This window comes from Saccharopolyspora sp. NPDC045839, from assembly GCF_056431645.1.
Genome location: NZ_JBWKKH010000013.1, coordinates 54,456 through 68,728 on the forward strand (window position 1 = coordinate 54,456; position 14,273 = coordinate 68,728).

Here is a 14,273-nt window from a genome sequence, read left to right on the forward strand (position 1 = left end):
GCCTCGAAGGAAGGGTGCGACGATTGGGCCATGAGCGCGGGCGAGGAATCGGTGGCGGTGTACGACGCGACCGGGCGTGTCGTGGGCAGCGCGACTCGGCGGCGGATGCGCGCGGAGGGCCTCTGGCACGCGGCCTCGGCGGTGCTCCTGCTCTCCCCGGACCGCAACAGGATCTACGTGCACCGCCGCACCGACACCAAGGACGTCTACCCGGGCATGCACGACTGCGCGGCGGGCGGCGTGGTCGCGGCCGGCGAGGATCCCGATGTCACCGCGGTGCGCGAACTCGCCGAGGAACTCGGGGTGCGCGACGCGCCGGTGCGCTACCTGTTCCGCTCCACCTACGAGCAAGGCACCGTGCGCTACCACGGATTCCTCTACGAGGCGCTGTGGGACGGCCCGATCGTCCACCAGCCGGAAGAAGTCGCCGAGGGCTGGTGGATGCCCCTGGGCGAGCTCCGCGAGCGCCTGAACGACCCCGGATGGCCGTTCGTGCCCGACGGCCGCCAGTTCGCCGAAGAGTGGTTCGCCCGATCGTGAACGGAGGTGTGAAGCGAACGGCCTGTTCACCTCAATAGACGGCACCAACGGTCCGTTCGCTTCAAAACACCCCGTCAAGCGGGATTGGAGCGAACGGACCGTTCGCATCGATAGAAGGGGCGAACAGGCCGTTGACTTCATCCCATCCCGTCCCCGGCCGCGGCTGCGCGGACGCCGCTCAGTGCCAGGGGAGTTCGGCGCGTTCGCCCCAGTAGGTCGCGGCGTCGCGGGCCAGCCGGCTCAGCGCGTCGAGGTCCTGGTCCGTGAGCTCCACCCGGCACGCCGCCAGGTTCGACTCCAGCTGCTCGGCGCTGGCCGCGCCGACGAGCACCACGTCGGCCCAGGACTGGCGCAGGACGTGCGCGAGCGCGATGGCATCGGTGCCCACCCCGTGCCGGTCGGCGACCCTGGTGAGCTCCGCGGGCGGATCCACCGCGAGCCGCCCGTTCGCCAGGGTTTCCTTCACCAGCACCCGCCAGCCGCCGGTGTGCGCCTCCGCCAGGAAGCGGCTCGCGGACGGCTCCAGGGTGTTCCAAGTGGACTGCACGGCGCTGAACAGCTGCCGCCCGCCCACCTCGATCTCCCAGGCGCGCTCGATGGTTTCGCCCTGCGCCGCGCCGCTGGTGGAGAAGCCCAGCTGCACCCCGGCGTCGCGGATCCGCGCCAGCTCGTGCTGCAGCGCCAGGTCGTCGAACAGCGGGCTGCTGGTGGTCAGCGAGTGCACCTGGTAGAGGTCGATGCGGTCGCCGAGCAGCGTCCGGGTCTCGGCCCACTGGGTGCGCAGGCGCTCCACCGAGTGCTCCTTGACCTCGTGCACCTCGGTCTCGATGCGCCACTGCGCGACGTAGGCGTACCCCCACTTGCTGGACACCGCGACGTCCTGGTGGCCGCGCTCCCGCAGCCAGTCCGCGAGGAACTGCTCGGCGCTGCCGTAGGAGCGGGCCGTGTCCACCCAGCGGATCCCGTTGGCGTACGCGGCGTCCAGCACCGTCCGGGTGCGTTCCCGCATCGCCTGCGCGGTGCGCTGCACGGGCAGCACGGCGGCGCGACCGACGTTGATGTACGCGGGCCTGCCGAGCGCGGCGAGACCGAGTCCTAGGCGCTGCACCGATCGTTGCGCTGGGAGCATGCCTGGAACCTAACCTCTGTCGGCCTGCGGCACAGCTCGGGACCGCCACCCCCGCGGAGATGGCGGCCCCGAGCTCGGCCTTTACAGGTACTGGCCCGTGTTCGTGGCCGTGTCGATCGCTCGGCCGGATTCCTGGCTCTTCCCGCTGACCAGGGTGCGGATGTAGACGATCCGCTCGCCCTTCTTGCCGGAGATGCGGGCCCAGTCGTCCGGGTTGGTGGTGTTGGGCAGGTCCTCGTTCTCGGCGAACTCGTCGACGATGGCGTCCTGCAGGTGCTGCACGCGCAGGCCCGGCTGGCGGGTCTCCAGCACCGACTTGATGGCCGCCTTCTTCGCCCGGTCCACGATGTTCTGGATCATCGCGCCCGAGTTGAAGTCCTTGAAGTACAGGACTTCCTTGTCGCCGTTGGCGTAGGTGACCTCCAGGAACCGGTTCTCCTCGGTCTCGGCGTACATCCGCTCGACCGTGGTCTGGATCATCGCCTCCACGCACGCGCCCTTGTCGCCGTCGAACTCCTTGAGGTCTTCCTCGTGGATCGGCAGTTCCTTGGTCAGGTACTTGGAGAAGATGTCCTTCGCCGACTCCGCGTCCGGACGCTCGATCTTGATCTTCACGTCCAGCCGCCCCGGCCGCAGGATCGCCGGGTCGATCATGTCCTCTCGGTTGGAGGCGCCGATGACGATGACGTTCTCCAGCCCTTCGACACCGTCGATCTCGCTGAGCAGCTGCGGCACGATGGTCGTCTCCACGTCGGAGGAGACGCCGCTGCCCCGGGTCCGGAAGATCGAGTCCATCTCGTCGAAGAACACGATCACCGGGGTGCCCTCGGAGGCCTTCTCCCGCGCCCGCTGGAAGATCAGCCGGATGTGCCGCTCGGTTTCGCCGACGAACTTGTTGAGGAGTTCGGGGCCCTTGATGTTCAGGAAGAAGGACTTGGCGTGGCCGTCGTCGTCGCCGCGCGCGGCGGCGACCTGCTTCGCCAGCGAGTTGGCGACGGCCTTGGCGATCAGCGTCTTGCCGCAGCCCGGCGGGCCGTACAGCAACACGCCCTTCGGCGGCCGCAGCTGGTACTCGATGTAGAGGTCGGAGTGCAGGAACGGCAGCTCCACCGCGTCCCGGATCTGCTCGATCTGGCCGGCCAGCCCACCGATGTCCTGGTACCCGACGTCGGGCACCTCCTCCAGCACGAGGTCTTCGACCTCGGCCTTCGGCACCACGTCGTAGGCGTAGCCCGCCTTGCTGTCGATCAGCACCGAGTCGCCGGCCTTCAGCCCGGACGCGGCCAGCGGTTCGGTGACCCACACGACGCGTTCCTCGTCGGTGTGGCCCAGCACCAGCGCCCGGGGGCTCTCCCCGGCACCGCTGGACAGCAGCTCCCGGAAGGTGCAGACCTCACCGGTTCGCTCGAACGCACCAGCCTCCACCACAGTCAGGGCCTCGTTGAGGCGCACCGACTGGCCCAGTCTCAGTTCCTCCGTCTCGACGTTGGGTGACACCGCCACCCGCATCTTGCGACCAGACGTGAACACGTCGACCGTGCTGTCCTCGTAGCCGTGCAGGAAGACCCCGTAACCGCTGGGGGGCTGCGCGAGGCGGTCGACTTCTTCGCGCAGCGCCATCAGCTGGCCCCGCGCTTCCTTCAGGGTCTCGGTGAGTTTGGCGTTCCGTTCGGTGAGCTGGCTCACTCTCTCGGATGCCTCGGCCAGCCGCTTTTCCAGCAACCGGGCCTGTTGGGGAGACTCGTTGAGCCTGCGGCGCAGCAGTGCAACCTCGTCTTCCAGGAGACGAATCTGGCTGCGGAGTTCTGCGGAGCCACCGCTGTACTGCTCGCCGCCCTCCTCAGGCCGGCTGCCGGGACGGTCGTGCTGCATGTCGGCACCCTCCTCCCGTGCTCGTACCACCACGGTACCGGCGATCACCGACGACGGCGGCGTCGTTGATGCCCGCCGGATCGCCCAGCGTGCCACAAAAATCCGCGAATACCCATGAGGCGGGCCAGGTTGGCGCCAGCGGGTCGCGTTTCGGCCGGGCGGGGCGGACACGTTGCGTTGACGATCATGGTCCGTTCGATACGTTCCCGATCGGACGACGCGGCCCCACGAGCACCGGTTTTCCGTTGCGCCACGCGGATCGGGACGGTCGGCGGGCATCCGGGTTAACCGATCCGGCAACCGGGTGGCGTTGCGGCCGCCGGGCCGCGAGCGCATCCGGCACTTCTCCCATCATTTGGAACAACTGCCCCTGGACGCCACTCCAGCCCGGCGAATTCCCCATGACGATTGAGTGCCGAAAAGTCCACTCCGTGCACCACGCGTCGCGGGCTCTGATCTACTTACGGCCGCCGAAAGCAGCAACGCACCACTCCGGGGAGGAGCCATGACCTATCCGCCGCAGCAGCCTGGACAGGGCGGGTGGGGCCAGCAACCCGCGGGCAACGGGTTCCCTCAGCAGGGTCCGCCGGAAACCCCGCAGCAGCAGCCCGCCTGGTACGGCAACCAGCACACCGGCTGGGGCCAGCAGGGCCCGGACCAGCAGCAGCAGGCGCCCATGGCCCCCCAGTGGGGCAGCGAGTTCGGCCCCGGCTCCTGGATCCAGGAGCCCAACGGCTTCGCCGACATCGAGCCACCGCAGCGCAAGAAGTCGAAGCTGCCGCTGATCCTCGGCCTGGTCGGGGCGCTCGTCGTCCTCGCAGGGGCCGGCGTCGGGGTGTTCTTCTGGCTGAACAGCGGGCCCGGCGAGGCCCGGCCGGTCGCGCAGGAGGTCGTCCAGAAGGTCAACGCGGGCGACTTCAACGGCGTGAGCAGCCTGTTCTGCAGCTCCAACAAGGCCGAGCTGAACACGGCGATGAGCCAGCTCCGCCAGTGGAAGTTCAACGTCAAGCTCGGCGAGGTGACCGAGCGTGGCGACCAGGCCACCGCGAAGTTGACCGGAACCTACGAGGCCGACGGATCGTCCACACCGGTGGACCAGACGATGGGCCTGGTCGTGGAGGACGGCACCTGGAAGGTCTGCCAGCTCGACCAGTGAGCCCGCAGCAAGAGCATGTGAGCAAGGGGGAGGACCCATGACGTACCCACCGCAGCAGCCGCCCGGGCAGGACGGCTGGGGGCAGCAGCCCGGCGGCCAGTACCCGCCCAGCGGTGGCCAGCCGCAGCAGGGCTTCGGCGGCCAGCCGGGCGGCGCCTACCCGCCCAGCGGCGGCCAGCCCCAGCAGGGCGGCGCGTACCCGCAAAGCGGCCCGCAGCCGCAGCAGGGCTTCGGCCAGCAGCCCCCGTACCCGCCGCAGGGCGGCGGCTTCGGCCAGCCGGGCTTCGACGCGCCGAAGAAGAAGTCCCCGCTGCCGTGGATCCTGGGCGGCATCGGCGGCCTCCTCGTGATCGGCCTGGTGATCACCCTGGTGATCGTCTTCACCGGCGGCCCCGGCGACCCCCGCAAGGTCGCCCAGCAGGGCATCGACGCGATCAACCAGAAGGACTTCGCCAGCCTGCAGCCGCTCTCCTGCAAGAAGGAGCAGGAGAAGTTCCAGGAGATGATGGACACCTTCGAGGGCAAGAGCGCCGATTTCCAGGACCTCAAGGAGTTCGGCCTCACCGACGCCGACATCCAGAAGCTGATCGACGGCATGAAGATCGAGATGAAGCTGGGCGAGGTCAAGGACAACGGCGACAACACCGCCACGGCCCAGGTCTCCGGCAACATCAGCATCACCGCCGACGTCGAGATCATGGGTCAGAACGTGGCCGACCTGATGCCCGACCAGCAGATCGACGAGGACATGAAGATGATCGTCGAGGACGGTTCCTGGAAGTTCTGCTGATCGAACCCCGATCACGTGAGAAGGCCCGCCCCGGTCCGGGGCGGGCCTTTCGCGTTCAGCCCTTGCTGGGGCGGCGCTGGACCCGGGGCGGGGTCACGCCGTCCGCCAGGCGGCGGGTGGTCAGGAGGAACGCCGTGTGCGCCACCATCCGGTGGTCCGGGCGGACCGCCATGCCCACCACGTGCCACGGGCGCAGCAGCGTTTCCCAGGACTGGGGTTCCGTCCAGTTCTGCTGCTCGCGGATCGCCTCCGTGATCCGGGACAGCTGGGTCGTCGTGGCCACGTAGACGACCAGGACGCCGCCGGGCAGCAGCTTCTCGTGGACCTTGTCCAGGACGTCCCAGGGCGCGAGCATGTCGAGCACCACCCGGTCGACCGGGTCGCCGTCGTACTCCTGGACGTCGCCCAGCTGCAGCGTCCAGTTGTCCGGCTTGTCGCCGAAGAAGCGCCGCACGTTGCGCTCCGCGTGCTCCGCGTGGTCCTCGCGCACCTCGAACGACGTCACGCTGCCCTCGGGGCCGACCGCGCGCAGCAGCGAGCAGCTCAGCGCGCCCGATCCGGCGCCGGCCTCCAGCACCCGCGCGCCCGGGCGGATGTCGCCCCACATGAGGATCTGCGCCGCGTCCTTCGGGTAGATGACCTGGGCGCCGCGCGGCATCGACAGCACGTAGTCGGCCAGCAGCGGCCGCAGCGCCAGGAACGACGTGCCGCCCGCCGAGGTCACCACCGAGCCCTCCGGCTTGCCGATCAGGTCGTCGTGCGCGAGGGCACCGCGGTGCGTGTGGTACTCCCCTCCCTGCTCCAGGACGACCGTGTACTTCCGGCCCTTCGGGTCGGTCAACTGAACCCGGTCGCCGGGCTGGAACTCACCGCTGACGGTGCTGCTCAACTGCTGCCTACCTTCTCCACGCTGGTACAGCGCACCATCGTCGCAGAAGGCCAACAAGGGGTTCGGGCTGGCTTCCGCAGCGGTGCAGGTAGCGGAGCCTCAGACGCCGTCTGGACTGTGGGAGCCCCGACTTGCGTATGACCAGCTGTCCTCGCCAGACGCCGTCTGAGAACCCGCGGCGGTGCCAGCTGCGTGCGTGGCGAAGGAGAAAGCGGCTTCGCCGCTCGTCCGACGCTCAGCTGCGGCTTCCGCGATGCATAGAGATCACCCGCGGCGGGAGCGCAGCGCGTTGCGGAGGTCCTCGCGGCGCAGCACGCCGCTGGGCCTGCCCTCGCCGTCGACCACGAGGAACTGCCAGGCCAGCACCGACTGCACCCGCTCCAGGATCGCGTCCGGGGTCTCGCTGTCGAGCAGGATCGTGTCCGGGTCGACCGGTTCGGCCGCGCGCTCGGCCGGTTCGTTCGGCGCGTGGGTGGCCAGGCGCTCCGCCGCGGTCTGGTCGAGCAGGCCGACCGCGATGCCGTCGGCCCGCACCAGCACCACGCCCCGGCCCGCCGCCGCCAGCAGCGCATCGCCCACCGGGCTCTCCGCCGGGAGCTGCAGGACCGGGCGCACCAGGTCCCCCAGCGCCAGGCCCGTGGGCCAGCGCTTGCGCTGCTCGGCCGCGTGCTCCGCGCTCGCACCGGCCACCACGAACCACGCCATCAGCACGCACACCCCCAGCCGCAGCCACTGGTCCTGGGCGTTGTTGAGCAGGCCGACCAGCGCCCAGCCGATCAGGACCGCCGCCACCGCTCCCGCGCCGATCACGCCCGCCGTGGTGCCCGTGGCGCGCTTGCCGGTGAGCCGCCAGGTCAGCGCCCGCAGCATCCGGCCGCCGTCCAGCGGCAGGCCCGGCAGCAAGTTGAACACCGCCACCGCGAGGTTCGCCACGCAGGTCTGCGCGACCAGCAGCCAGATCGCGCCGCCGGGCACCAGCGCGAACCAGCCGATTCCGGTCGCCAGCGCCAGCGCCAGCGACACCGCGGGCCCGGCCGCCGCGATCAGGCCCTCCTGGGTGGGTTTCGGCGGCGTCCGGGAGATCTCCGACAGGCCGCCGAGCAGGAACAGGCGAACGCGCCGCACCGGCAGCCCCAGGCGCAGCGCGACGATGCAGTGCCCGAGCTCGTGCAGCAGCACCGAAACCGCCAGCAGCACGGTGAACACCGCCGCCAGCAGCGCGCTCTCCCAGATCCCCGCTCCCGGCAGTATCCGGCCCACCAGCGGCGTGTAGAGCAGCACGATCAGCGCCGCCCCGAGCCACCACGACGGCGACAGCAGCACTGGCACCCCGGCGATGCGGCACAGCAGCAGGCCGCCGTCGTTCAACTTGGGCCGGGCGGGCGGGGACGCGGTCGACGGCATGCACGCAGGGTAGTGCCCCACCCGTGAGGCAGTCGTGATCCGTGCAGGGGGTGATCGCGTGTCGGTCGGCTCGATTAGGGTCACGGGCCATGGCGGAACCTGCGCAGGCGACAGGCGGGACACTCCAGGACGGCAGGCCGAGGCGGCCGGCGCTGTCCCCGTCCCGCGCGAGCGATTTCAAGCAGTGCCCGCTGCTCTACCGGTTCCGCGCCGTGGACCGGCTGCCGGAAACGCCCAGCAAGGCGCAGGTGCGCGGCACCGTGGTGCATTCGGTGCTGGAGCGGCTGTTCGGACTGCCGATGGCCGAGCGCGACCAGGCGCAGGCGCGGGCGCTGCTGCAACCGGCCTGGGAGGAGCTGCTCGCGCAGCAGCCGGAGCTCGGCGAGCTGTTCGACGGGCCCGACGATCCCGAGCTGGCGGGCTGGCTGGAGTCGGCGAACGCGCTGCTGGACGCCTACTTCGAGCTGGAGGACCCGCGCCGGCTGGAGCCGGAGGCCTGCGAGCTGCGGGTGGAGACCGAGCTCGACTCCGGAGTGCTGCTGCGCGGGTTCGTCGACCGCGTCGACGTGGCCCCGACCGGCGAGATCCGGCTGGTCGACTACAAGACCGGTGCCGCGCCGCGGGAGATCGGCGAGGCCAAGGCGATGTTCCAGATGAAGTTCTACGCCCTGGTGCTGTGGCGCACCCGCGGCGAGATCCCCCGCCAGCTGCTGCTGATGTACCTGGCCAGCAAGCAGCGGCTGGCCTACACGCCGGACGAGACGGAGCTGCGCCGCTTCGAGCGCACCCTGGAGGCCATCTGGCAGGCGATCCTGCGGGCGGGCAAGACGGGCGACTTCCGGCCGAACCCCAGCCGACTGTGCGACTACTGCGACCACAAGCCGCTGTGCCCGGCCTTCGGCGGCACCCCGCCGCCCTACCCGGGCTGGCCGGAACCCGACCCGGGCCCGGAATCGGTCCTCGACCGCACCGGCTGACCCCCGCCCGCAAGGGTCCGCAGTTTCAATTGAAACTGCGGACCCACGGCGTGTCGGAGTCCGACACGCCGTGGGTTGTGGATAACTCACGCAATTTCAATGGAAATCGGACCTTCGATTTCCATTGAAATTGCGGCACCCCTGACGGCAGCCGGGCCCTCCGGCGGTCAGTCCTCGTAGGGGTCGTAGTTGGCGGCGGTGCCGAAGTCGCCGGCCTGGGTCGGGTCGATGACCGCGAAGCGGGCGCCGCTGGGGTCCCGGAGGACCGCGACCCGGCCGATGCTGGAGTCGTACGGATCCACCCGCACGCGGCCGCCGAGGCCGATCGCGCGGCGGACCAGCTCCTCGGTGCCGACCTCCGCATCGACACCGAGGTAGAGCAGCCAGTGCGGCTTGGTGGACTCGGTGATGAAGTCGCGGATCATGCTGACCCGGGCGCACACCGACTCGTCCCCGAGGTACCAGACGGAGTAGTCCGAGCGGTGCTCGGTGCCGAACTGCTCGGCGCTGTAGCCGAAGAGCTCCTGGAAGAAGGTGTCCGCGGTCTGCGCCTTGATGGTGACCAGCTCGGCCCACATCAGGGTGCCCGGCAGGCCGACGTCGAACTGCCAGGACTCCTCGGGTTCCAGCAGCCCGAACTCGGCGCCGGCCGGCCCGACCAGCACCGTCTTGGCGCCCAGCCCGGGCACCTCGTTGCGCGGCACGGTCACCGTCGCGCCCAGCGCCACGGCCCGCTCCGCGAAGGCCTCGCAGTCCGCGGTGGCCAGGTAGAGCCGCCAGCTCGACTGGTCACCGGAGGCGGCCCGCAGGCTGGCCACCGGGAAACCCTCGCGCATGGCGATCACGTGTTCGCCGGAGACCGGATCGCGATGGGTTTCGTACGTCCAGTCGAACAGCCCGGAGTAGAACTCCTGGGCCCGCTCGAGATCCGTGGTGATCAGCTCTATCCAGCAGGGCATCCCCTCGTAGAGCTCCCACCGCGGCGGGGTAGTTCCCGGTACCACGACGGCCATTTCCTCACCCCCACCGGCTCGTCCAAGATCGTCCCGGATGCCATTATCCGCAATCGGCACGGCCGGCTCGGGGCACTCGGATCACAATCCGGTGGAGCAACCGGGCATACAGGACGAACTCGCGAAGAACGCGGCGTTCGCCGGGGCACCAGCCGAAAACGCCACGCCCACCCGGCGCGGACCGGGTGGGCGTGGCGTTCGGACCAGGCTTCTACAGGCGGCAGGCCCTGATGTCGGAGGACAGGATGGCCTTGGCGCCGACCGCGGCGAGGCGGTCCATGATCGCCGGGGCGTCCTTGCGGGAGACCATCGCGCGCACCGCCACCCAGCGGTCGTCGGCCAGCGGCGACATGGTCGGCGACTCCAGGCCCGGCGTCACCTTGGTGGCGTCGTCGAGCAGGTCGCGCGGGCAGTTGTAGTCCAGCATCACGTACTGCTGGGCGAACACCACGCCCTGCAGGCGGGCGATGAGCTGGTTCTTGGCCTGCTCGTCGTCCGAACCGCGGCGCTCGATCACCACCGCCTCGGAGTTGCAGATCGGCTCGCCGAAGGCGACCAGGCCGTGCTGGCGCAGCGTGCGGCCGGAGCCGACCACGTCGGCGATGGCGTCGGCGACGCCGAGCTGGATGGAGATCTCCACCGCGCCGTCGAGCCGGATGACGTCGGCCGTCACGCCGTGCTGCGCGAGGTCGTCGGTGACCAGCCTCGGGTAGGACGTGGCGATCCGCTTGTCCTGCAGGTCCGCGACGGTCCAGGCGTGCTGGCCCGCCGGGGCGGCGTAGCGGAACGTGGAGCCGCCGAAGCCGAGCGCGAGCCGCTCCTCGACCGGGGCGCCGGAATCGCGGGCCAGGTCGCGGCCGGTGAGCCCGAGGTCGAGCTCGCCGGAGCCGACGTAGATCGCGATGTCCTTGGGGCGCAGGAAGAAGAACTCGACGTCGTTGGTGGTGTCCAGGACGGTGAGGTCCCGCTGCTCATGGCGCTGCCGGTACCCGGCTTCCGCGAGCATCTCGGATGCGGGACCGGCGAGGGTGCCCTTGTTGGGCACAGCCACACGCAGCATGGAACTCGATCTCCTTCTTCTAAATTGCAGCAGCCGATTTAAGCAGCGGTGCCGGTAGCGGAACCTCGGAGGACCTCTCGGTCCGGGATCCCCGACTCATGTATGACCAATACGCCACGCTGGGGCTGTCCTCCCGAGAGGCCCTCTGAGAACCCGCGGCGGTGCGAGTTGCGCGCGTGGCGAAAGAGAAAGCGGCTGACGCCGCTTGCCTGACGGCACGTGCACCCACGCGCACCTCCACCCCGATCAGCATGACCAGTTCACAGGTAGCGGTAGACGTCCTCAAGGGACAGTCCGCGCCCCAGCATGATGACCTGCAGCCGGTACAGCAGCTGCGAGATCTCCTCGGCGAGCTGTTCGTCCGATTCGTGCTCGGCGGCGATCCACACCTCGCCGGCCTCTTCGAGGACCTTCTTGCCCTGGGCATGCGCCCCGGCGTCGAGCGCGGCCACCGTCGCCGAGCCCTCCGGACGGGTCCGGGCTCGTTCCTGCAGTTCGGCGAACAACTCGTCGAAGGTCTTCACAGTCCACGATCCTTGCATCCCGGGCCGCCGAACCAGAAGGCGGACCCGCTCGTTTGCGCGTTTCATCACGGCGCGTCACCCGCCGGACACCTCAGTGGAACCCGGTGGTCGCCTCCAGCACCGCCCCGAGCGTGTCCTTGACCATGGCCAGCGCGGCGCCCCGCGGGCTCGACCGGCCGCCGGAGACGGCGACCGTCCCGGCTTCGCCGCAGTCGTAGCTGATCGCCTTCTCCGGCCCCAGCAGCGCGCCGAAGGTGCTCTCCGCCGGTTCGGCGCGCAGCTCGACGCGCACCAGCCCCGGCTCCTCGCGCTGCGCGCCGGCGACCTGCCGGAGCCGGTGGCCCTCCGGCACTGGCGGCAGCGGTTCGCGGATCGGCTCCGCCTCGACCGCGACGTCCGCCGGATCCCAGCCCCACAGCAGGCCGGTGATCAGCCGGAGCTTGGTCGCGGCGTCCTTGCCGGAGAGATCGGCGGTGGGGTCGGCCTCGGCGATGCCGCGCCGCTGGGCCTCGACGACCGCGCCGGCCAGGCCGTGACCTGCGGCGATCCGGTCGAGGACGAAGGTCGCGGTGCCGTTCGGGCAGCCCTGCACGGCGCGGACGTCGAAGCCGCGCAGCACCGAGCGGGCCAGGTCACCGGCCGGCATCGCGGCGCCGGTCGCCCCGGAGATCCGCACCGACCGCCCGGCCCGGCGCGCGGCCTCGTCGAGCTTCCGCCAATGCGTGAGCAGGTGCGACTTCGTCGCGGTCACGACGTGCGCGCCCTGCTGCAACGCCTGCAGGGCGTCCAGCGCGGGCTGGTCGCTGCCGTCCGAGGGCACGGCCTGCGCCAGCACCCGGGCGCCGGCGAGCAGTTCGGCGATCTCACCGGCGGGATCCCACTGCCCGCGGGACGGCACGGCGCCATCGACCCGGACCTGCGACTGCCGGCCGCGGACGGCGACGACGTGCAGGTCGGCGCCGTAGGTGTCGCGCCAGCGCGCGCGGTGCCGCCGGACCAGCTCGACGTACTCCCGCCCCACCGGCCCGTACCCGGCCAGGACGATCGGCACGTCGATCATCACGCCGCCCGGGCGAACAGCTCACCGAGGGCGGCGAAGTCCACGTCCGCCAGCGAGTCGCGCAGGACCCGGTGCGGGCCGGGCTGCAGCGGCACCTCGCAGGGAATGGCGATCACCAGGCAGCCGGCGGCCTCGGCCGCGGCCACCCCGGTCGGGGAATCCTCGATCGCGACGCACCGCGCCGGATCGACGCCGAGCAGCCGCGCGGCCTTCAGGTACGGCTCCGGCTCGGGCTTGTTCTTGCCGTCCACCTCGTCGCCGCAGACCGTCACGTCGAACGAGTCCCGGCCGAGGGTTTCCAGCGCCAGCTCCGTCAGGGAGCGGATCGTGGAGGTCACCAGCGCGGTGGGGATGCCCAGCTCGCGGGCCTCCCGCAACGCCTCCGGCGCGCCCGGCCGCCACGGCAGGCCCAGCTCGAACAGCTCCTCCATGCGGGCCGCGACCCACTTCGCCGCCGCGTCGACCTCCGCAGTGCCGACTTCTTCCGGGACACTCGCGATCCCGACATCCGCCAGCAGCATTCGCATGCTGCGGGTCATGTTGGAGCCGACCATCGCCTCCCGGGTCGCGTCGGTGAGCGCTCCCCCGCGATGCCTTGCGTAGTCGTCCAGCGCGATGGTCCACAGCTTCTCGGAGTCGACGAGCGTGCCGTCCATGTCGAACAGCACTGCGGCGGGCGAGTTCTGACCGGCGTCGCGGGTCACTCGGGGATCTCCGTTCCGGGAAGAGGTGTGAACCATGACCAATACCAGTACAGCACCCGAGGTCCGGCCTGCCCCAGCGAAAGTGTTCAATCCCTCGTCGCCCCGCCCCACCGGCCACGATCGGAGCAATCGACGCGCGGCCCGGACCCGGTCGGCCCAACGCCGCAGCCCGAACGAGCGACGCGTGATCGTTCGGCCGGAAGCCGAGATCGGCTTCACCTACCTTGGGAGGCCGCATTCCCGTTGGGAGGAGGACGCGCATGGTGTTCAGCAGGACGGGCCGGGCCGCGGCGGCGTTGCTCGCGGTCGCGTTGCTGGCGCTCAGCGGAACGGCTGCGGCGCAACCGGAAAACCCGGAAACCTCGGCGGCGGGGAACAACCCGGTCTACTTCGTGCACGGCTACAACCCGGGCAGCGACGCGAACTGCAAGACCATCTGGGGCAACGCCGTCGACTACTTCGAGAAGCGCGGCTGGCCCGGCGAGCAGCTGAAGACCGTCGCCTACTACCGGGGCGACACCGGCTGCGACGTCTCGATCAGCGACGACAACACCACCGGCACGCGGATCAAGCACGTGGCCGCCGACTTCGCCAACTACATCTACGAGCACCACACGAAGAAGGGCGAATCGGTCGACATCGTGGCGCACTCGATGGGCGGGCTGGTCACCCGCGTCGCGCTGCTGGGTTCGGCCAAGGGCTGGTCGGGCTTCCCCAAGGGGCCGCTGAAGGTCGGCGACGTCGTCACGCTCGGCACCCCGCACCGCGGCGTGCGCAACCCGGACGCCTCGGACACCACGCAGTGGAAGTCGATGGACCCGGACTCGGAGTTCATGCGCGTCCTGCACGCGCCGGAGAACCGCCTGAGCCGGTCCTGGGCGGCCGGGACGGACTGGACGTTCGCGGGCGCCAACGAGGACGAAACGGTCAGCGGCACGTCCGCGATCGACAAGGGCTACCACGCCGACCACAAGTTCCGGTACCTCAACGGGAACAGCCCGAAGGTGACGCACTCCGGCATCCGCGAGATCACCGGCGGCAAGCACGACCTCCGCTACTGGCATTCCAGCGAAGGCGTCCCGCACGACACCGGCAACGGCTGGGCCCCGGTCAAGACCGCCTACGAGGCGGTGAACCAGAACGGCAAGTGGTAGC

The 14,273-nt window shown here is 70.4% G+C and carries 14 protein-coding genes; 5 read left to right on the forward strand and 9 right to left on the reverse strand.

The genetic code is table 11. The features are described from left to right. Positions 1-30 precede the first annotated feature (30 nt). The gene (locus tag AC07EQ_RS19895; RefSeq protein WP_478389408.1) at positions 31-540 is read left to right on the forward strand and encodes an NUDIX hydrolase; all 510 of its coding nucleotides are present in this window, start codon (positions 31-33) and stop codon (positions 538-540) included. A gap of 178 nt (positions 541-718) precedes the next feature. On the opposite strand, the gene AC07EQ_RS19900 is transcribed toward AC07EQ_RS19895, so the two are convergent. Continuing rightward, positions 719-1,669 (reverse strand): aldo/keto reductase, encoded by a 951-nt coding sequence (locus AC07EQ_RS19900; RefSeq protein WP_478389409.1) that lies wholly within the window; start codon positions 1,667-1,669, stop codon positions 719-721. Positions 1,670-1,750: 81 nt separating this feature from the next. After that, on the reverse strand, positions 1,751-3,541 hold the full coding sequence (gene arc / locus AC07EQ_RS19905) for a proteasome ATPase (RefSeq protein WP_478389410.1): 1,791 nt from the start codon (positions 3,539-3,541) through the stop codon (positions 1,751-1,753). 505 nt (positions 3,542-4,046) lie between these two features. Between arc and AC07EQ_RS19910 the strand changes: the two genes are divergently transcribed. Both AC07EQ_RS19910 and AC07EQ_RS19915 read left to right on the forward strand, forming a co-directional pair. Continuing rightward, positions 4,047-4,697 carry an Rv0361 family membrane protein gene (locus AC07EQ_RS19910; RefSeq protein WP_478389411.1) on the forward strand — a complete coding sequence of 217 codons (651 nt, stop codon included), beginning with the start codon at positions 4,047-4,049 and terminating at the stop codon, positions 4,695-4,697. Positions 4,698-4,734: 37 nt separating this feature from the next. Beyond that, on the forward strand, positions 4,735-5,487 hold the full coding sequence (locus AC07EQ_RS19915; RefSeq protein WP_478389412.1) for a hypothetical protein: 753 nt from the start codon (positions 4,735-4,737) through the stop codon (positions 5,485-5,487). 55 nt (positions 5,488-5,542) lie between these two features. Here AC07EQ_RS19915 and AC07EQ_RS19920 read toward each other — a convergent pair whose 3' ends face one another. Both AC07EQ_RS19920 and AC07EQ_RS19925 read right to left on the reverse strand, forming a co-directional pair. Next, positions 5,543-6,376 carry a tRNA (adenine-N1)-methyltransferase gene (locus AC07EQ_RS19920; RefSeq protein ID WP_358571057.1) on the reverse strand — a complete coding sequence of 278 codons (834 nt, stop codon included), beginning with the start codon at positions 6,374-6,376 and terminating at the stop codon, positions 5,543-5,545. Positions 6,377-6,640: 264 nt separating this feature from the next. Then, the gene (locus AC07EQ_RS19925) at positions 6,641-7,780 is read right to left on the reverse strand and encodes a site-2 protease family protein (protein WP_478389413.1); all 1,140 of its coding nucleotides are present in this window, start codon (positions 7,778-7,780) and stop codon (positions 6,641-6,643) included. Between the two features lie 89 nt (positions 7,781-7,869). Between AC07EQ_RS19925 and AC07EQ_RS19930 the strand changes: the two genes are divergently transcribed. Next, positions 7,870-8,757: a RecB family exonuclease gene (locus AC07EQ_RS19930; protein WP_478389414.1), complete on the forward strand. Its 888-nt coding sequence runs from the start codon at positions 7,870-7,872 to the stop codon at positions 8,755-8,757. A gap of 167 nt (positions 8,758-8,924) precedes the next feature. On the opposite strand, the gene AC07EQ_RS19935 is transcribed toward AC07EQ_RS19930, so the two are convergent. The 5 genes from AC07EQ_RS19935 to AC07EQ_RS19955 form a co-directional block, all read right to left on the reverse strand. Then, the gene (locus tag AC07EQ_RS19935) at positions 8,925-9,770 is read right to left on the reverse strand and encodes a VOC family protein (protein WP_478389415.1); all 846 of its coding nucleotides are present in this window, start codon (positions 9,768-9,770) and stop codon (positions 8,925-8,927) included. Between the two features lie 211 nt (positions 9,771-9,981). Further along, positions 9,982-10,830 carry an ATP phosphoribosyltransferase gene (hisG, locus tag AC07EQ_RS19940; RefSeq protein WP_478389416.1) on the reverse strand — a complete coding sequence of 283 codons (849 nt, stop codon included), beginning with the start codon at positions 10,828-10,830 and terminating at the stop codon, positions 9,982-9,984. 260 nt (positions 10,831-11,090) lie between these two features. After that, complete coding sequence (locus AC07EQ_RS19945; protein ID WP_478389417.1) at positions 11,091-11,354, reverse strand: phosphoribosyl-ATP diphosphatase; 264 nt, start codon at positions 11,352-11,354, stop codon at positions 11,091-11,093. Between the two features lie 91 nt (positions 11,355-11,445). After that, on the reverse strand, positions 11,446-12,414 hold the full coding sequence (locus AC07EQ_RS19950) for a homoserine dehydrogenase (protein WP_478389418.1): 969 nt from the start codon (positions 12,412-12,414) through the stop codon (positions 11,446-11,448). Then, positions 12,414-13,118, reverse strand: a complete 705-nt coding sequence (locus tag AC07EQ_RS19955; RefSeq protein ID WP_478389419.1) for an HAD family hydrolase — start codon at positions 13,116-13,118, stop codon at positions 12,414-12,416. The genes AC07EQ_RS19950 and AC07EQ_RS19955 overlap by 1 nt, the downstream gene beginning before the upstream one ends. A gap of 260 nt (positions 13,119-13,378) precedes the next feature. On the opposite strand from AC07EQ_RS19955, the gene AC07EQ_RS19960 reads away from it, so the two are divergent. Further along, positions 13,379-14,272 carry an esterase/lipase family protein gene (locus AC07EQ_RS19960; RefSeq protein ID WP_478389420.1) on the forward strand — a complete coding sequence of 298 codons (894 nt, stop codon included), beginning with the start codon at positions 13,379-13,381 and terminating at the stop codon, positions 14,270-14,272. Position 14,273: the final 1 nt, after the last annotated feature.